General features: G+C 47.5%; 19 protein-coding genes and 3 pseudogenes. 18 read left to right on the forward strand and 4 right to left on the reverse strand.

Going from position 1 to position 19083, the window contains the following annotated elements:
* Positions 1-51: 51 nt before the first annotated feature.
* Complete coding sequence (locus RE628_RS03410; protein ID WP_309157423.1) at positions 52-519, reverse strand: MarR family winged helix-turn-helix transcriptional regulator; 468 nt, start codon at positions 517-519, stop codon at positions 52-54.
* A 348-nt stretch (positions 520-867) separates the two neighbouring features.
* On the opposite strand from RE628_RS03410, the gene RE628_RS03415 reads away from it, so the two are divergent.
* The 11 genes from RE628_RS03415 to RE628_RS03465 all read left to right on the forward strand — a co-directional run bounded on the left by RE628_RS03415 (position 868) and on the right by RE628_RS03465 (position 10351).
* Entirely contained in the window at positions 868-1524 is a 657-nt protein-coding gene (locus tag RE628_RS03415; protein ID WP_309157424.1) for an MFS transporter, read from the forward strand.
* Between the two features lie 66 nt (positions 1525-1590).
* Entirely contained in the window at positions 1591-2202 is a 612-nt protein-coding gene (locus RE628_RS03420) for an MFS transporter (RefSeq protein WP_375143035.1), read from the forward strand.
* On the forward strand, positions 2199-3239 hold the full coding sequence (locus RE628_RS03425) for an ATP-binding cassette domain-containing protein (protein ID WP_309157426.1): 1041 nt from the start codon (positions 2199-2201) through the stop codon (positions 3237-3239). Before RE628_RS03420 ends, RE628_RS03425 begins: the two co-directional genes overlap by 4 nt.
* On the forward strand, positions 3236-4048 hold the full coding sequence (locus RE628_RS03430) for an ABC transporter permease (RefSeq protein ID WP_309157427.1): 813 nt from the start codon (positions 3236-3238) through the stop codon (positions 4046-4048). The genes RE628_RS03425 and RE628_RS03430 overlap by 4 nt, the downstream gene beginning before the upstream one ends.
* A 196-nt stretch (positions 4049-4244) precedes the next feature.
* Complete coding sequence (locus tag RE628_RS03435) at positions 4245-4925, forward strand: helix-turn-helix transcriptional regulator (RefSeq protein ID WP_309157428.1); 681 nt, start codon at positions 4245-4247, stop codon at positions 4923-4925.
* A 30-nt stretch (positions 4926-4955) separates the two neighbouring features.
* Positions 4956-6134 carry a MalY/PatB family protein gene (locus RE628_RS03440; protein ID WP_309157430.1) on the forward strand — a complete coding sequence of 393 codons (1179 nt, stop codon included), beginning with the start codon at positions 4956-4958 and terminating at the stop codon, positions 6132-6134.
* Between the two features lie 30 nt (positions 6135-6164).
* Positions 6165-7646, forward strand: coding sequence for a Na+/H+ antiporter NhaC (nhaC, locus tag RE628_RS03445; protein WP_309157431.1), 1482 nt, complete (start codon positions 6165-6167; stop codon positions 7644-7646).
* A 233-nt stretch (positions 7647-7879) separates the two neighbouring features.
* Entirely contained in the window at positions 7880-8263 is a 384-nt protein-coding gene (locus RE628_RS03450; RefSeq protein WP_309157432.1) for a RidA family protein, read from the forward strand.
* Positions 8264-8425: 162 nt separating this feature from the next.
* Complete coding sequence (locus tag RE628_RS03455; protein ID WP_309157433.1) at positions 8426-9130, forward strand: ABC transporter ATP-binding protein; 705 nt, start codon at positions 8426-8428, stop codon at positions 9128-9130.
* Positions 9131-9173: 43 nt separating this feature from the next.
* Positions 9174-9539 (forward strand): ABC transporter permease, encoded by a 366-nt coding sequence (locus RE628_RS03460; protein WP_309157434.1) that lies wholly within the window; start codon positions 9174-9176, stop codon positions 9537-9539.
* Complete coding sequence (locus RE628_RS03465) at positions 9500-10351, forward strand: ABC transporter permease (protein WP_309157435.1); 852 nt, start codon at positions 9500-9502, stop codon at positions 10349-10351. Before RE628_RS03460 ends, RE628_RS03465 begins: the two co-directional genes overlap by 40 nt.
* Before the next feature lie 110 nt (positions 10352-10461).
* Here the strand turns inward: RE628_RS03465 and RE628_RS03470 are convergent.
* Positions 10462-11729: pseudogene (locus RE628_RS03470) on the reverse strand (NAD(P)/FAD-dependent oxidoreductase).
* Between the two features lie 383 nt (positions 11730-12112).
* Here RE628_RS03470 and RE628_RS03475 point away from each other — a divergent pair.
* From RE628_RS03475 to RE628_RS03485, 3 genes and pseudogenes are all read left to right on the forward strand, one after another.
* Positions 12113-12874 carry a hypothetical protein gene (locus RE628_RS03475; protein ID WP_309157436.1) on the forward strand — a complete coding sequence of 254 codons (762 nt, stop codon included), beginning with the start codon at positions 12113-12115 and terminating at the stop codon, positions 12872-12874.
* Positions 12856-13812, forward strand: coding sequence for a two-component system sensor histidine kinase NtrB (locus tag RE628_RS03480; protein WP_309157437.1), 957 nt, complete (start codon positions 12856-12858; stop codon positions 13810-13812). Before RE628_RS03475 ends, RE628_RS03480 begins: the two co-directional genes overlap by 19 nt.
* A 108-nt stretch (positions 13813-13920) precedes the next feature.
* Positions 13921-14356, forward strand: a pseudogene (locus RE628_RS03485) (BrxA/BrxB family bacilliredoxin).
* 146 nt (positions 14357-14502) lie between these two features.
* Here RE628_RS03485 and RE628_RS03490 read toward each other — a convergent pair.
* Entirely contained in the window at positions 14503-15330 is an 828-nt protein-coding gene (locus tag RE628_RS03490; RefSeq protein ID WP_309157438.1) for an AraC family transcriptional regulator, read from the reverse strand.
* Between the two features lie 280 nt (positions 15331-15610).
* On the opposite strand from RE628_RS03490, the gene acpS reads away from it, so the two are divergent.
* Complete coding sequence (gene acpS / locus RE628_RS03495; RefSeq protein ID WP_309159349.1) at positions 15611-16003, forward strand: holo-ACP synthase; 393 nt, start codon at positions 15611-15613, stop codon at positions 16001-16003.
* 33 nt (positions 16004-16036) lie between these two features.
* Positions 16037-17222, forward strand: a pseudogene (mutY, locus tag RE628_RS03500) (A/G-specific adenine glycosylase).
* 100 nt (positions 17223-17322) lie between these two features.
* On the opposite strand, the gene RE628_RS03505 reads toward mutY, so the two are convergent.
* Positions 17323-17538 (reverse strand): hypothetical protein, encoded by a 216-nt coding sequence (locus RE628_RS03505; protein ID WP_309157439.1) that lies wholly within the window; start codon positions 17536-17538, stop codon positions 17323-17325.
* A 458-nt stretch (positions 17539-17996) separates the two neighbouring features.
* Here RE628_RS03505 and RE628_RS03510 point away from each other — a divergent pair, with 458 nt between their 5' ends.
* Together RE628_RS03510 and rnhA are read left to right on the forward strand one after the other, a co-directional pair.
* Positions 17997-18437: a GNAT family N-acetyltransferase gene (locus RE628_RS03510; protein WP_309157440.1), complete on the forward strand. Its 441-nt coding sequence runs from the start codon at positions 17997-17999 to the stop codon at positions 18435-18437.
* A gap of 187 nt (positions 18438-18624) precedes the next feature.
* On the forward strand, positions 18625-19062 hold the full coding sequence (gene rnhA, locus RE628_RS03515) for a ribonuclease HI (protein WP_309157441.1): 438 nt from the start codon (positions 18625-18627) through the stop codon (positions 19060-19062).
* Positions 19063-19083: the final 21 nt, after the last annotated feature.

Below are 19083 nucleotides of genomic sequence, written 5' to 3' on the forward strand. Positions count from 1 at the left end.
CTTAGATAGGGCAGCCTTCTTTGTGCTCTGTACATGTGAAATGAAGAACAATTACTTACGCACCAAAGGGGCTAATTTCTCCGCTTCACGTCCCATTTTCTTCAGCAATTCAATCATGGTTTGCTTCTCGTCTTCGTTCAATCCGCTTAGCGCGTGATCGATTCGATCAGAGAAATCAGGGTACAACCGATCCATCAGCTCTTTGCCCAGAGGAGTCAATTCAGCAAAAATAACGCGACGATCCCGTGGACAAGGACTCCGGTGTAAATATCCGGCAGATTCCAGCTTATCGATGACGTAAGTAACATTGCCACTTTGAAGCAGCAGTTTGGCACCTATTTGTTGGATTGGTTGCGGGCCCTTGTAATAGAGGACCTCCATAACAGCGAAGGCCGTAGGGTTGAAGCCCTGAATTTTGCTTCCTGTTACGGCATGGTCGTTGACGCTCTTGAAGGATTTCGAAAATACGCGATAAAGATGCAGTGACAAATCGGTCCCGCGTTCCTCGGTTTTCAACATTTATCATCCCGCCTTGTTCTAATATTTTAATGAGCTATAAATTGTTAGGAATAATGCTATCTTAGATCAAGCCCATATTAAAAAAAATATAATTTATCACAATTTTCGGTATTTATTTTTAAAGTGCGTGTCTTTTGCTCCGGTTGTCGTCCTTCTTGCGACCCTATAAAAAATCATCCCTCAGTTGGCACCTGATTTCATCCTCGAGACGGATGGATGAAAATTCCTTATGTTTTAACATAAGTCGTAGAAAAAGTTCGGAATTGTAATGGCTTAAAGGAGCTGGCGGTAGTTAATAGTGTCGGTACTTTGGGTCCGTAACAAATTGAGAATTGGTGGGTGAGGTTTATGGTAGATCAGGAAATGCCACAGGGAAGTAAGGGGCTATTTCATAATCGGGCTTACATGTCACTGATGGCTTCACAGCTTATATCTAATTTGGGTGATTGGTTGCATTTATTGGCGCTCTTAATGATGGTTGGGCTGAAATGGCATGCAACACCTTGGCAAATTACGACAATTATGCTGTGTTCCATGCTTCCCATGTTGGTAGGCGGTCCACTGGCAGGAATGCTGGCCGACAGAATGGAACGCAAGAAGCTGATGATCCTGGCAGATGTCGTCAGAATTTTTATTGTGCTTGGTCTGGTGTTCGTGACGGATATATGGCAGGTGTATGTATTGATCGTAGCCAAGAGCATATTCGATGTGATGTTCTCGCCGGCGAAGAATGGGAAGATCAAAGAGGTTGTACCCAAGGAGCATTTGGAGAAGGCAGTATCCTATAGCGCAATTATTGAGCAGGGAAGCAAGATCGTAGGACCTGCGCTTGGCGGGATGCTTACTGCGGCATTCGGTGTGTCGGTCTGCTTTATGATCGATTCTGCTTCATTTCTGTTATCGGCATTACTCTTGTTGTTTGTTCCCGGGAAAATTGCGAAAGCTCACACAGACGCAGGAGAAGTATCTAGTGTTAAGCAAGCTAAAACCGGCCTTTCCGAGTGAGCTGGGGCGGGCATTCGCGAGATTATCGGGATTCCCCTGGTTGCCTTCAGTACATTAATGTTGGCGATGACCTTGCTTGTTCTGCAAATCGCCGATTCGCAAGCGATCGTATTGTTTCGTGATATCCCTAATCTTCCGAAGGATTTATTAGGTTGGTGCATTGCCGCTAGTGGGTTTGGTACTTTGCTGGCCGCGGGGTTGAACGGATTCGTTTCAAAATACGCTATCTCTCCGCTGCTGAAGATGGGTGTTGGCGGGATGCTGCTCGGTCTGGTATTCGCTTTTACAGGAGCATTCGCAATCATAGGAACCTTCAATCAACTTGGTGTCATCATCATACTGATTCTGTTCGTCCTTGCAGGTCTAGGTGCGGGGATGACGTTCATTCCTTTCCAGGTCATGCTGCAACAACGTACCCCAGAGGCTTTAATAGGCAGAGTGTTCGGGGCGGTGACGAGCGTAACTTCAACAGCAGCGTTGATCGGTCCGATTGTAGGCGGGTACTTGGTTACGACGTTTGGTCCGCAGATTGCCTTTATTATTTCTGGTAGCTTGGTTGCTTTGATTGGTTGCGTTCTGCTCGTATTCAAATCGGTCATATTAAAGCACGACGGGATGGTTCAAAGTACGGGAGTACCCGCCGCTCGGAATAACATTGTATTGGGGGAAATGAAGTGAATTATATCAATGAAACGCAAAGCTTGTCGGGAAGCTGTGAATGGGCCGTAGAGGCTCATGGGCTTGTCAAAATATTTGGAGATAACCGCGCGGTCGATGGCGTAGATTTGAAGGTGCGCGCCGGCTCGATCTACGGTGTGCTCGGACCTAACGGAGCGGGTAAGACGACGACGATCCGCATGCTGGCCACACTGCTACGGCCGGATGCAGGTACGGCACGAATCTTCGGTCATGACGTGATCAAGGAATCACAGATCGTGCGGCAGTTGATTGGCGTAACGGGGCAATACGCTTCCGTCGACGAATCGCTCAGCGCTACTGAGAATCTAATCATCTTCTCGCGACTGCTCGGCCTGTCACGTAAAGAGGCAAAGCGTAAATCAGAGGAACTGCTGGAGGAATTCGGCTTATCCGAGGCGGCAAGACGTCCGCTCAAAAATTTCTCCGGCGGCATGCGGCGCAGATTGGATCTGGCCGCCAGCTTGATCGCGCAGCCGCCGCTCATCTTCCTCGATGAACCGACGACCGGGCTCGACCCGCGTACACGCTCTCAGATGTGGGATACGATTCGCCGATTAGTAGATACAGGATCGACCGTACTGCTTACGACGCAATATCTGGAGGAGGCCGACCAATTAGCTGACCGGATCGCCGTGATTGATTACGGCCGGGTTATCGCTGAAGGCACTGCCGATGAGCTGAAGATGTCCGTCGGTACTTCGTCCCTGCATCTACGAGTTCATAATGCGCAGGATATCGAGAAGGCTCGCCGCCTGATCGAGCGAGTGCTTAAGGTACCGTCCGGCATCTCTTCAGAGGCCGGGGAGATTACAGCGCCGATGGCGAATGCAGATCTCGTCACCGATCTGTTGATCGCGCTGCGCAGCGAAGGAATTGCTCTGTCGGAGATGAGCGTGCAGAAGCCGACCCTTGACGAGGTCTTCCTGACGATCACCGGCCAACGGGCAACTAATGCTGCGGCAGATGCCGCTGCATCAGCCTATGAATCTAATACCATGGAGGGAACGACGGTATGAGAACTTCCATTCAACCTATAGCGGAACGCAAATTAAAAAATCACACCAGCTTCATTCAATCGCTGCGCCATTCGCTAACGATGGCTTACCGGGGACTGCTAAAAATTCGCCGCACACCGGAGCAATTATTCGATGTCACACTGCAGCCAATCCTGTTTACTTTGATGTTCACCTATATCTTTGGCGGGGCGATCTCTGGCGATGTAGCTAGTTACTTGCCGGTCATTATCCCTGGTATTCTCGTTCAGACCGTCATAACGACATTTATCGTTACCGGCGTCCAGTTGCGCGAGGATATGGACAAAGGCGTGTTCGACCGCTTTAAGTCGCTGCCGATCGCGCGGATTGCTCCACTCGCAGGAGCACTACTCGCTGATACGATCCGCTATACGATTGCGACCGTGCTGACTTTTACCATGGGCTATATTATGGGCTATCGACCAGAAGGAGGCATCGAACATGTAGCCCTTGCCGGGATTATCGTCATTCTCTGCTCCTGGGCTATCAGCTGGATCTTCGCTTTCTTCGGTGTTATTGCTCGTACGGCCTCAAGCGTGCAAGGTATTTCGATGATCGTGCTGTTCCCGCTCACTTTTCTCTCCAACGCTTTCGTGCCAGTCGAGACGTTGCCGAACTGGCTACAGTGGTTCGTGAAGATCAATCCGATTTCGCATCTGGTGACGGCTGTACGTGATATGGCCAACTCAGGCACCGTCGGCTGGGACCTGGCCATATCTTTGGTCGGCGCTGCGGTGATCGTGTTGATCTTTGCACCGTTTACTGTGCGAGCTTATATGAGACGGACTTAAAGCGAGTGTAGTAATGAATATATAGAAGCCTATACATGTCACCAAAAGTGACGGTATAGGCTTGTTTTACTTCATGAGGATTATTTTTGATCTAGTATTGAAAACGGTTTATTGGTGTGATATTCTTTTATCAAGATAATAAATTATTATTCTAATAAAATAAATGCATGACCCGGACGGAAGGAGACAGATTTTAATGGTGAACGAGAATCGGCAATTTTTAGAAAAGTTCTTTCCGGTGGCCTCTTTCATTGCGGCAATCATTGGACCTAAATGCGAGGTCGTCGTACATGATATTAGTGATCCAGAGCACTCTATTATCTTTATTGAGAACGGATACATTAGCGGCCGTAAGGTAGGGGATGCTTCTACCGACCTCGTATTGAAGATTCTCAAATCCGAGGCGTATCATGAGGAACAGTTCATTGCTAACTATAAGGCATCGGGCAAATTTGGACAGAGCTTTCGCTCGTCGACATTTTTCATTAAGAATGATAGGAATGAACTGGTCGGTCTTCTGTGCTTGAATATCGATGTTACCCATATGGAGGTAGCTGCTGAATGGGTTCAGCATATTTTGCAAGGAGGGCCTAATCCGTATGTGATACCTCCGGTGGACGAAGCACCGAAGGAAGAAAAGCAGGCGACAGAATATTTGCAAGGCAATGCGGATGATCTGCTACAGCATATGATCTCCTCGGTAACTAGCAAGATAACGATATCGACGGACCGCTTGTCGTCGCAGGAGAAGATTGAAATCGTACGTGAGCTGAATGAGCTTGGAGTCTTCTTGTTGAAGGGAGGCGTCTCCCAGGTAGCAACGGCATTATCGATCTCGGAGCCTACAGTGTATCGCTATCTTCAGAAGCTGAAGTAACACAATTATATACAAGAGGGTGACATCATCATGAGTTATAACTTTGATCAAGTCATTAGCAGGTTTGACACGAATAGCGCCAAATGGGATGGGGCCGCCGATACGTTGGGCAGAGATGTAATCGTTCTCTCTGTAGCGGATATGGATCTTCAAGCACCACCCAAGGTCGTTGACAAGATTGCTGCAATGGCGCGTCACGGAATATACGGATACACCGATGCGCGCCCACCCTATTATACAACGGTACAGCGCTGGCTTGAGAGAGCCTATAACTGGATTGTACCGGAGGATTGGATCGTATTCTGTCCACGGATTGTACAAGCTGTATCGATCATCATTGAGCGCTTTACGAAGCCGGGCGACCGTATTCTGATGCATACCCCGGCTTACCAGCCGATTGCGAATGCAGTCGAAATTAATGACAGACAGCTTGTGGAGAGTCGGCTGTTACTTAGAGACGGAAAGTATGAGATCGACTTCGATGACATGGAGCGTGAGATGAAGGACGGGATCAAGATCGTTCTGCTTATTTCGCCGCACAATCCGACTGGACGTGTATGGACGAAGCAGGAGCTGGAACGGATCGCTGAGTTATGCATCCGTTATGATGCACTTATCGTATCGGATGATATTCACGCTGACTTTATTCACGAAGGACATGAGCATACGATTATAGCCAAGTTGTCGCAGCAGGTGGCGGAGCGCTCGATCATTTGCACCTCTCCAGGCAAAACTTTCAACTTGGCAAGCTTGGAGATCGCCAACATTGTAATACCTAATGAACAATTGCGAGAGCGCTTCCGTCATGGATTAAGACAGGCGGGCATTCATAATCCAACCTTCTTCTCCGTACCTGCCCTGGAGGTTGCGTATACGGATTGTGATGATTGGCTTGAGGAACTGCGCTCATATATTAAGGGGAATATCGCTTATACCAAAGCGTTCTTTAATGAGCATATGCCGGAATTGAAGATCATTAAGCCGGAAGGTTCATTTCTCCTATGGGTAGATTGCTCGGCTTATAGCAAAAATGAAAGCGATTTAGTCGAATGGATTCAGAATCAAAGTCTGGTTAGCGTTAGTTTTGGCACCTCATTCGGAGCTGATGGGGAAGGATTTATAAGACTGAATCTAGGAGCGCCAAGAGCGCTGCTTCAGGAAGCCTTCGAACGTATGGCAAAAAATTATCCTATACGTCATTCATCGTAATCAATTATTACATCATTAGGGGAACTCATTATGGCAAAGCCCATCAAGGAAAAGACAATCAAGCAACCTACTCTGTTTCTGGCTCTAGTTCCTATTGTTACTATGATTCTTCTACTCAGTCTAGGTTATATTCTGTTCGAACTTCCGCCTGAACCGTTAATTATCGCTTCAACTGTGGTTGCCGGAATTATTGCCATTAAGCTCGGCTATAGCTATGACGATATTATGGGCTCGATCGCACAGAAGATCGCCAAGACGATGCCGGCCATTTTGATTCTGATTACCGTCGGCTTCATGATCGGAGCCTGGATGGTCGGCGGAACAATTCCAATGATGATCTTTTATGGACTCAAAATTATCAATCCGCAATTTCTGCTGATTACAGCCTTCGTCGTAACTTCTGTCGTATCTCTTTGTACGGGGACATCATGGGGTTCGGCGGGGACAATCGGGGTCGCATTTATGGGCGTAGGTGCCGGGCTTGATGCGAATCTGGCAGCCGTAGCTGGTGCAGTCGTAGCTGGTGCATATTTCGGGGACAAGTTGTCTCCATTGTCAGATACGACCAACCTTGCAGCTCTGTCCACAGGAGTCAATCTGTATGAGCATATTGGCCATCTACTGTATACAACGATTCCTTCATTTATCGTGGCAGCAACAGTCTATGTAATTACTGGCTTAAATACACATGGAGCAGAGACTGCTATACCAGAGAAAGTCGTTACAATCATGGATACACTAAGTACTGTATTCCATTGGAATTTACTGCTGCTACTTCCGGTATTGATCGTATTGTACGGATCAGTCCGTAAGAAGCCTACGATTCCGATTATGCTCATCTCCTCTATAGTAGCGATGGCGAACGGACTTATCTTCCAAGGATTCTCTTTGCATGATGTAATCACTTCCGTAATTAATGGCTTCGACATTGCGATGGTTAACGTTCAAGGTTTCGATGCGGCTGCAGTCATTCCGGATATTCCTCGGCTATTGAATCGTGGTGGTATGAACTCTATGATGGGTACGCTGCTCATCTGCTTCTGTGCCATTACCTTTGCAGGAACGATTTCGTTAACTAAGTCGCTAGAACTGATCGTTAACAAGATTCTCAAGCATGTACGTTCCACAGGCTCGCTGATCTTGGCTTCTATCGCTACCGGGCTTACAATGATCGGGGTAACTAGCAACGGTCAAGTGTCGATTCTGATGCCTGGTGAAATGCTTCGTGAAGCATATGTCCGTCGCGGATTACATCCTAAGAACCTGGGTCGGACAATTGAGGATTCAGCGTCCATTATCGAACCTATTCTGCCATGGACAGCGGCCGGTGCTTATATGGCGGGTACGCTCGGCGTAGCGACGCTCTCGTATTTGCCTTGGGCCATGCTGTGTTGGACAGGTATTATCTTCGCTGTGATCTGGGGCTTCACGGGTTTCGGCATTGCCAAACTGACACCTGAACAGCAGCAGGAAATGCTGAAGGAGTATGATGAGATTGGCACTGTTAAATAAAATCGCTTTTGATCACGAGGTAACACTGAGAGCATATTCGACATCGAATCTTGAATTCAGCTGGGCCTAAGCAGATGCTTACGAAGTTGTTTTCTACGAAAACGTGTAGCTCCGCTCCTCAGGCTCTAGCTTCATCCAACTGAAGCGTTTTGAAAAAACGCACATCGGAAGCATCATTTTGTAGTTTTAATATATAATGCGCAAGACCATGCGCTAATAAGGAGAGAACCCATATGACACAACAAGAAAGAAAGACAATCGCAACTTCTGAGGCACCAGGTGCAATCGGGCCATATTCCCAAGCTGTTCAGTTTGGGAACTTGCTGATCACATCGGGACAGCTAGGCATGAACGCAGCCGGCGAGTTTCCGCCAACCGCTGCGGAGCAGGCCAGACATTCTTTGTCCAATGTGAAGGCGATTCTAGAAGCAGCGGGATATGGTATGGAGCACGTTATCAAGACAACGGTTTTTCTAGATGATATGAATGATTTCCAAGCGGTGAATGAAGTTTATGCAACTTTCTTCGCGGAGCCTTATCCAGCGCGGAGCGCCGTACAGGTTGCCAAACTACCAAAGAACGGACTTGTAGAAATTGAGGTTATCGCAATAAAATAATATATAAGAAGAAGGCCTCCGGTATTCCGGAGGCCTTCTTTTTGGAATAACGATTGAATATTTCAGTTCATCAAAAGTCAGTAAGTGAAACTATGGTTTGAGTGCGGACGTATAAATAAGAAACTAGTAGTACTTGAATTTATCGTACGGGTGGGGATTGAAGTGGCGAATACATTGCTAGAGGTGAAAATCGAAGAGGCTGGCTACGACGGCCATCATTCTACGATTGAACAAATCGAATTTGCAGTAAAGTCCGGTCAGCTAACTGGCCTGATTGGTCCCAACGGAGCTGGCAAGAGCACAACGATTAAGGCAATCATGGGACTGCTGACAGATGTGAAGGGGACCATTAACTTCTCGAAATCGGGAAACCATTATGCATACATACCAGAGCAACCGGTTTATTATGAGACGTTAACGCTATGGGAGCATTTAAGCCTCGCCTCAGCGGTCTATGGATTAGACGAGACGGTGCTGGAGCGAGAAGGAAATGCACTATTGGAACGATTCCGCATGACTGAGGTCAAACATCACTTGCCGGATGGCTTCTCCAAAGGAATGCGGCAGAAGATGATGTTAATGATCGGTTTTCTAATTCGTCCTGACATATATATTGTAGACGAGCCCTTTGTCGGGCTTGATCCAAGAGCTACGAGTGATTTTCTTGCGCTGCTTGAAGAAGAACGGCGCCGCGGTGCAGGCGTGTTGATGTGTACGCATGTGCTGGACACGGCGGAGCGAATATGCGATGACTTCGTTCTACTATCGAACGGGAGGGTCGTGGTGAGTGGGGAATTGGATGATATTCGCCATGCGGCCTCATTGCCAGAGGGGACATTATTCGATTGCTTCAATGCCCTGACTTAAGATAAACGTGACCGGGAGAAGATGATTTGAGGAGATTTTGATTATGAACAAAATAAGCACAGCCACCCGAACCGGAACCCTATTCAGAAGACGTTGGCTTGACTATATTCGTCATCAAATCGGTGTACTGCGTACGGCTTTTGACGGAGTGGTTCTATTATATATTGGAATACCTGGTTTACTGCTGCTGGGGAGAGTCTATTACGGATTATGGAAGGACGTACTTCCGAACTGGCTGACTGGATTACCATTCCAGGTTGTGCCTTCGGCATTGCTCCTCCTGACGTTTCTGCTAGGTGGACTCGTCTTGTTTATTGAGGCGGCGGATGTTCTGTTTCTGAAGCAGCATCCTAAATGGGTGCGGGGATCATGCTGCGTGCCATTTCACTTGCACTGCTACAGCGATTAGTCGCCATTCTGTTCGGAGCAGTCTTGCTAACACCAGTGTTATGGCGTGTTTACGGTATGGAGGGCAAGGAAATACTCATACTTTTTACATTTACATATACCATGAATGCCATTTATCTGCTGCTATTCAATCTGCTCGCCGTCGCATTTACCGGCTTCAGACGGATCCTCTTGCGGCTTGTTGGTACCAGTATGCTTGGGGCAAGCTATATGGCGGGCGTATTGCATATCGAAACGCGGCCCGAGATCAGCATAATTATACTGCTATGCTATGTTCTGGCTTCCGTATTGTTTATTAGAGGAAGAATATCGATTCAGGGTCGGTTCGAGGCAAGCATACGTGAGGAGGAACGGCAGCGGACGCGGCTGACCGGAATGATTCTGCAGCCAAGTGTAGAACGGCCGGTTAAGACAAGACCGCGTCCATGGCTGTTCCGCCGCAGCGGACATCTTATTCGGCATCGTCAGGTACATGATCGAGTTACGGAGGCGGCGGTCAAGTCATTTTTCCGCAACCGAGAAGTACTATTATATGTGCAGTTCGCCATATATGGATTTATAGCCGTATTTTTACCCCCATATCCTGCCAATCTATTGGTATACATTGGCCTGATTCTATTGTTGTTCCAGTGGATGAATACACAGCGGCGTGCCTTCTACCAGGCTAAATTATTGGCCATATTGCCGAAGGACGAAAATCTGGAATTTAGGTGCGCACCCAAGACAATGAGGCTACTATTATTCCCTGCGATTCTCGTCATTACGGCAGGGTTTTGCATGAATTTGTTCACACCTGGCTGGGGCTGCTGGTAGCTATCCCGCTTGGTTCCGCCGTATCCATACTGGTTGTGCCTGTTCTATGGCGTTTCTTCTCTATGAGTCCAAGGCGCAGGAGGGGATAAGAGGACAATCCCTATTCCCTATCAGTGGCCTTGCGCGAGCAGGCCGGCATGGTGCCCAGCAGTATACCCGGTGGCGAAAGCGGCCGTAATATTGTATCCGCCTGTATAGCCATGGATATCGAGCACCTCACCGCAGAAGAACAGTCCCGGCATGAGCTTGGATTCCATCGTCTGTGGGCTGATTTCCTTAAGATGAATTCCTCCGCCGGTGACGAAAGCTTCTTCAAAGGGACGGGTCCCCGTTACCATGATACTGAAGTTCTTCAAATTAGCTGTAAACGCAAGCCATGGTTCTTTAGGTAAGTGCTCAAAGGTTGTCTCTCCGGAAAGATCGGATCGTTCGAATAGGATGGGAAGCAGACGTTCCGGAATCGTACCTTTGAGTACATTTTTTAGTGTTTTTTTAGGTTCATCAGCGAGTAGTCCGCGTAAATAAGCATCCAGTCCGGCTTGAGACATCTCGGGGAACAGATCAAGCGTGAGCCTCACCTCGTTGCTTCCGCTCTTCTTCTTGACGCCGCGAATGAAGCCGCTGCAACGTAGAGCGATTGGCCCGGACAAGCCGAAGTGGGTGAAGATCATATCTCCCTGATGTGCCACGACTGTTTTGCCTTTCGCATTAATTACTGCCAGCTTCACATTGCGCAGTGACAACCCTTGCAGGCTCCGATCCGTGATGAAGGGCTCCTTGGAGATGATGGGCACCTCTGTCGGATATAATTCCGTAATCGTATGGCCAGCTGCGATAGCCCACGGGTAGCCGTCCCTGTTAACCGGTATGCGGGACAGATTTCCGCCGGTAGCTATAATTACGCTTTTGGCTTCTATTTGTTCACCCGTTGTAAGCTTGACCCCCTGTACCCCGTTCTCTGCGAACAATACCTCTTGAACGGGATGATGCGTAAGCAGCCTCACTCCCAACGATCTTGCCTTACCGATCAGCGCATCGACGACGGTCTTAGCTTTATCCGATACGGGGAACATTCGCCCGTTGTCCTCTTCCTTTAGTGCAATCCCTAAGTTCTCGAAGAAGGCGATGATATCACGATTGTTGAACAGGGAGAAGGCACTATAGAGAAATCTACCACCGCCTGGTATGTATTGAATCAATTCATCAATCTCCTTGGCATTCGTTACATTACAGCGGCCTCCCCGGATATACCTAGCTTTCTCCCCAGCTTATCTCCTTTATCGAGTAGGGCAACGGAAGCTCCTTGCTCCGCAGCAGCAATGGATGCCATTAACCCTGAAGGCCCTCCTCCGATTACGATTACTTCATATTTGCTCATCTATTTTTCCTTTCTCATCCGCTTTTGATCACGAAGTAACTCAGGAAGTGGTCTGGACATCGAATCTTGAATTCAGACGGGCCTAAGCATTGCTTACGAAGTTATGTTTCCTACGGAAACATCTTAGGTGCTCACGTACCAACTACGTACGCTCCGTTCCTCAGTCCCTAGCTTCATCCAACCTTCTCGGTGCTGAAAACCGATCTTTTTGAACTTCCTAATTGTATTTTGTATTATTTGATCATTATTTTATAGGATATCACATATTATAGACATTCTTGAAAGTTGTTAGCGTTTATCTGAAATAAGAAATATTGTAAAACATTGTCGGCTATGATTTAATCAATGATATATTGGTATTCTTCCGCCTGAGGAGGGAGAAGATGGTTGAGTTCAGGGAGATTCTGTTGCAAGTACTAATCGCTTGTCTGCCTGCTTTTTTGTTTCCGCTTCTATATGAGAAATCTTCTAGAATTCCTCAGCGTAAGGTCCGAAAGACTTGTCATACGGCTTACTCCATGGGATTGATCTACACATGTACTTCCAGCATGCTGCTATGCTCGTTATTTCCTAGCTATGTATGGAGTGGGATCCCTATTAACTTCGGGATTTTGCCCCTCTTCGCGCTCATGCTGTATGGCAAGCTGAGGGAAGGGATTATACTTGCAGTTCTGTACTTACTGCTCTATCCTCTCTATGCCATGAGATTTACGTTTTTGGAGTTCCTGCTTGAGACCGGGTTATTCCTATATCCCTTTGTACTATTGACCGCTAATTACTTTAAGCGAATCGGTCGCCGCGGCAAAGTAGCTGTATTAACGGTTATCTTTGCTGTTGGAGAGTTGGTTATTACTGTATCACCCTATATTTTTGAAGAGATGAAGGTTGAGCTTGGCTCGATCGTAACGATCATTGCAAATATTCTGGTCTCTGTGCTGGCTGGAAGCTTGTTTGTACATATTATTGAGACGACTATGGAGAAGGAGAAGCTGCGCGAACAGGTCATACATTTATCGAGAAAATATTTCCGCGAGGCTGAGACGCTGCAGCAAATGATGGATGCTGCTCCGCTGAGCATCACTTTACTGGATCAAAAGGGAGGATTGTGTCGGTCAACGATACATTTATGCAATTTTATCGTCTGAACCGTCCGAACGGGACCCGTGAGGACCTCATACGAAAGGAATTGGAAAAGGTGTTACAGGGCCTCGATTACGAAATTGTTGCTTCCCGGAAAGAGCAGACACTGGAGGGGAATGTCAAGACGTCACAAATATTGCAGAGTGCTGATCGAGTCTACTATGCGACCACTTCTCCGATTACGAAGATGCATACGAATGAGAATATCGGGTCCGTCATTATCATACAGGATATTACCGAGCTGGAGGCGCTACGGATGGAATTGAATCATGTAGAGCGCTTGGGTCTGGTTGGCCAGATGGCAGCGAGTATTACGCATGAAATCAGAAATCCGATGGCCGTCGTTCGCGGTTTTCTGCAATTGATGAGGGAGAAGAGCCCAGCTTCGCTAGAGCATTATTATCGCATCGTTATGGAGGAACTTGATCGGGCTAATGGAATCATTAATGATTTCCTGTCGCTGGCCCAGAATCGGGTCGTTAAGATGGAGCTGTATAGATTACATGAGATCATCTCGGAGTTAACTCCACTCCTATGGGCGGATGCCAACCTGCGTGGACAGAGCATCGAGGTACGCCTCGACGAGAACGCGCCGTTGCTTATGCTCAATCATAAAGAGATCAAGCAACTCGTTCTCAATCTTGGACGCAATGCGATGGAGGCCATGGGTGAGAAGGGCAACCTAATTTTAGAGATGAAAAGACAATCGGACGGCGTTGAACTGTACGTTACTGATACAGGTCCAGGTATTCCGCCAGCTCAGAAGGAGAGATTGTTCGAGCCGTTCTTCACGACGAAGAGTAAGGGGACAGGCCTGGGGCTGTCGCTATGTCTAAGTATTATGGAGCGGCATGGCGGTAGAATCAACGTAGAATCAGAAGAAGGGTTAGGAACGACATTCATCGTGTTCTTCCCATTTGCTTCCGAACGGGTTGAAGTTTAGGCATTACAACGAGCTGTTGCTTTCCTGAGGGTGAAATGTATAATTAATTATAGTTTGAAGTGATATAAATCATATTTGCAGCACAATAGGATATGAGGAGTGAAGATTATGTCAATGTCATATGATCAATATATGAGAGAAATGATTCAACCGATGCGGGATGAACTGACAACTTTGGGGATTACGGAGCTTAGAACTCCTGAGGAAGTAGAGACAGCATTGCCAACAGCTAAAGGTACTGCATTGGTTGTAGTGAACTCGGTGTGCGGCTGTGCAGCCGGACAATGCCGTCCAGGTGTGGCCCAGGCTCTACAGAATGAGTCTGTTCCAGATCAGCTGTTCACCGTATTTGCCTGGCCAAGACAAAGAAGCAACAGCTAAAGCGCGGGAATACTTTGCGCCTTACGCTCCGTCCTCACCGTCGATCGCTTTGATGAAAGATGGGGAGCTCGTACATTTTATCGAGCGTCATCAGATTGAGGATCGTTCCGCAGCTGAGATCGCTGCTGATTTGACGAACGCATTCGACCGTTTTTGCAAATAAGTAAGCAGTGATAGCAAAGCTTTAATCCGCCCCTTGTTCCGGTAACCCGGTACTGTAAGGGGCGGTTTTTACATATCTAGTAGGATGCAGGCTGAACAGGGATGTAAATATCCATCACTATATCTGCCTCGCCCCAGCAGCGTTCGTCATACCATTCGAAATCGGGGAACACGCTTGTTCATATCCGGAGGCAGGGATCCAATCACGGAATATGGCACCCATGTCTCTTGGATGGCTAAGCTGAATCGTTCATTATCCGTAGGAGGTGTTGTGAAGATAGCATAGGTCGCTTCCGGGATAAAAAACTCGGCCATTCCCTCTGGTACGGCAGTTTCGTCATCTACTTCAAAGCCGATAATATAACGGAAAGAGCCGTCTTCATCGATGGGTGTGCATACGCCAAGCTCAACATTAGGTTGTTTCTTGCCCGGGACACGGTCTCTCCATTGCTCGCGCATGTAGGTCTGCCAGAATTCGGGGATTTCCTTGTTGTTCTGGCCGTTATCTGTCGTCGTGGTCAGTGAGAAGCCGATAATTCTCATGGCAGGCAAGGTCTCAATACGGTGTTGCATACGATAATCACTCCAATTCAATGTAATGGATTCGTCTGACATTAGCAGGGGGGCCGCTCTTGGAACGATGAACGGGGGAATTCCTCGCTTACGGCAGTCTGAAGGTAGCATGCCGTACATTTTGCGGAACGCTCGGGTGAAGGTCTCATGGGAGCCGAACCCGCATTCCATCGCGATATCGAGCACTTTACGATCGGTATATGCCAGTAGTTCAGCGGCATTGGACAAGCGTCGCTTACGAACATAATTAGAGACAGTCTCACCCGTAAAATGCTGGAAAATGCGATGAAAATGGTACTCCGAGTAAAACATCGCCTGGGCGATTCCTTTTAAGCTGAGCTCTTGTTCCAGATGGTTCTCGATATAATCGATACTTCTTGAGACAAGGTTGATATTGTTCATGAACTTCCTCCAGCAGGTCTATGCTCTTAGTATAGAATAGGCGGATTGAACCTCTTGACGTTTCTTGCTCTTGGACAAAAGATTGGTGAGTATGTACTAATTTACAAGTTTATCCTTTGATTATAGCATGTGAGTTGCTCTAGACTTTTCTTCACAATGGCTTCCTTGTACAATGTGGGTAGCCCAATGCAAGGTGAATATCGAAATCGCATGATGAAGCTTGCAGGGGCTGGCATAGTGCATAGCTCTGATCAGGTAAATGAGGAAGAAGGGGAACCTGTTGATATACGGAATCGGTCATGATGTAGTAGAAATTGAACGAATTAGACATATGCTAGACAGTAGTGCTGGAGACAAGTTCGCTTGGCGGATACTGACGTCCGCTGAATATGAGTTGCCGGGCAGGATAAAGCGTTCTGCTGAATTTCTTGCTGGCCGCTTTGCGGCCAAAGAAGCGGTTAGCAAGGCATTTGGCTGCGGGATCGGAAAGGTGCTCGGATTTAGGGATATCGAGGTTATACCGGATGCGAGTGGTAAGCCATCAGTATATTTGCAGCCTGAGGCTTGGCAACGTCTTGGATTATCAGGTCCAGACAGTTATGCGGTGCATATTAGCATTACGCATGAGCGTCAACTGGCCTCTGCCTTCGCCGTGGTGGAGAGAATGGGTTAATACGGCTGTCTATCAACGGGGAGGATCAACAGAATGATACAGGAAAGCAAGGAGAGTAAGCTGTATTTCAGCAAGGAATTGTTAGGCTGGTATGAGAAGGCGAAGCGTGATCTGCCCTGGAGGCGACATCGCAATCCTTACTATATATGGGTCTCGGAAATTATGTTGCAACAGACGCGGGTCGACACGGTGATCCCGTATTTTCAGCGCTTTATTGAACGTTTTCCAACGATACAAGCTCTTGCAGAGGCTCCGGAAGAAGATGTACTAAAATGCTGGGAGGGTCTTGGCTATTATTCACGGGCTCGCAATTTGCAGGCAGCTGCCCAGCAGGTAATGGAGTGGCACGGTGGTATCGTGCCAGATAACAAGAAGGATGTATCAGCTCTGAAGGGGGTAGGCCCATATACTTCGGGAGCTATTCTAAGCATCGCTTACAATCAGCCGGAGCCGGCGGTGGACGGTAATGTAATGCGCGTTCTGTCGCGATATTTCCTAATCGAGGAAGATATCATGAAGACAGGTACGCGTACGCTAATGGAGGAGCTGGCGACTGAGCTGATTCCACTGGGTCGCGCTGGGGATTTCAATCAGGCGCTGATGGAGCTTGGCGCTCTGATCTGTACACCCAAATCACCACAGTGCCTGGTCTGCCCTGTGATGTTGCATTGTGCTGGTCGCCTGGAAGGGGCGGAGGACCGCCTGCCGGTGAAGAGCAAGGCAAAGCCGCCGCGGCCAGGTCCCGGCTCGTCGCCATAGTTGAGGGCGACGGAGAGCAATCCGGGCGTGTGCTCGTTCGCCGTCGCCCGGATTCGGGGCTGCTCGCCCGAATGTGGGAGCTGCCCCATATCCCGGCAGCGGCGGAGCCCGGTGAGGGGCTGGCCTGCCGGACGGCCCGGCGATGGACAGGCTCGCCGGTGCACTAGGAGGCGCGGGGGTACTGGCTGCGCCGGAGGGTGCCTTGATGGAAGCGGAGCATACATTCAGCCATATTCATTGGAATATGCGTATCTTTCGCTTCCAACAGGTGGATGGCCGGAGCGGCTTGACGGCTGTGGCCGAGTCCGCTTCCGCTTATGAAGCAAATGGTGACGCGAACTGTCCGAATGCAGGCGATGATTCGGCTGAATATCGCTGGATTACACAGGATGATATGGAGGAACTGGCTTTCCCCAATGTCTTCATTCGCATATTGAATCAATATTTCTCTACTAGATAGAAGTGGTGTTACTTTGTAGCGGATTATGACAAGAAGCAGTCTTGGCTGGACATTCGAGGAATGTCTTTGTCAAAGACTGCTTCTTATTATTGAAACTCCCCTAGTCGCCAATCATGCGATTTTCGACACTTTTCATCGTATTCTGCTGATCTGGTTCACGATGCTGCTCTGGAGTTGCTTGGCCCGAATCAACAGGTGTATTGCCGCTAACACTGCGGGCGAAGTTGGTGAACTGCGTTTTATGCTGATCCTGTTTATGCTTGGCTTTGAGCAGCTCCTGCGGATCATTGGTAAGATTCGAATTGTTATTGTCCATTGATCATTGCCTCCATAAGTATGTGATTGGTGTGAGATATATGGTTAACCTGATGGTTTGTTCAATAGTATGCGTAATTTGTCAGTAAATTAAATATGGGGTTTAAATTCGTTAAGCTAATCATGTCGATTCTTCGAATTTGAATAAATATTGTTCCATTCAGAGGTATAATAGAGTTTGTTAGTAGAGTGTTATAACGAGAGAAAATGTCACAAACTAGCAAATTGAAACATTTTCATTTCCGATAATAGAAATAAATGGTCGCAAAAACAATGTAAACGCTTAATATAAAGCGTTTTCAGAAGAAAAATGGTGTAATCCCAAGATAAATATGCTTTAATGGACAAAGAAACTATTTTTTCTCGTTTTTTGTCTGGATTTCAATTGTTTCAGTTTTGTAAAAATGGGAGGACATTTTTACATAATCTATCATGCGAAAAGAAAAGGGAGATCATAGCATGCATATTCGTTCCTTTCAGTTAAGTGATGCTAGTCAAGTGATGGAGCTTTTGCAAGTGGCCTTATCGGAAGATTGTTGTGAAGACACGAAGCGGGCATTTGCCAGGCAATTGTCTTGGGACTCGGACTTAATTGTAATTGCGGAAGTGGACGAGGAAATCGTTGGTGTTTTGATCGGTACGATCGACAATAATGTGGGTTGTATTTATCGCACGGTTGTTCATCCAGATTATCGTCGTCAAGGAGTAGCAACCAGACTCGTGAATGGGATGGAGCAACGTTTCAAACAGCGCAAGGTTTGCAAGATTGTAATCGCCGGAGACGAACACAATAAAGCGATCGCGCCATGGTATGAGGCATTAGGGTACGGCGCCAGCAAGTTCCTGGAGGCGTTTCAGAAGCTTAGCATTGCCGCTGTTCAATCCTTGTCAAGATCATAGGAATCGTTGGTTTATTGATTAATTATAAAGAATGTCAAATATTGATGAATTTAGGCATGTCTGGCGTCCCATTGCAAAAGGGAACTGGATATGCTTTTCTATTATATAGAGATTTTTACGGTTAAAATCAAGGGCATTTGGCCTTATCTGTCAGGCCCGGGCGCTGCCCTGAGCTGGAGGTAGAAGGGTGAAGGAAATTTCGATATATACAGATGGTGCTTGTTCAGGTAATCCCGGACCGGGGGGATGGGGCGCCATTCTTCTATATAAAGTGCATCGCAAAGAATTGTCTGGCGGTGAGAAGCAGACCACAAATAACCGAATGGAGATTCAGGCTGTAATCTCTGCGCTCAGCGAGTTGAAGGAAACTTGTCAGGTGAAGGTGTACAGCGACTCGGCGTATGTGGTTAATTGCTTCCAGCAAGGATGGATACGTGGCTGGTTGAAGAATGGCTGGAAGAACAGCAAGAATCAACCGGTAGAGAACAAGGATCTATGGCAAGAGCTGTGGCGCTTAATGGGAATTCATAAGGTGGAGTACATTAAGGTTAAGGGACATAGTGATAATGAACTGAACAATCATTGTGATTTCCTTGCTCGTGAAGCGATCAAGCGTCTATCTTAATGGACGGTCAAGGAGGGACAA

This window comes from Paenibacillus sp. D2_2 (assembly GCF_031199965.1).
Taxonomy (GTDB): domain Bacteria; phylum Bacillota; class Bacilli; order Paenibacillales; family Paenibacillaceae; genus Fontibacillus.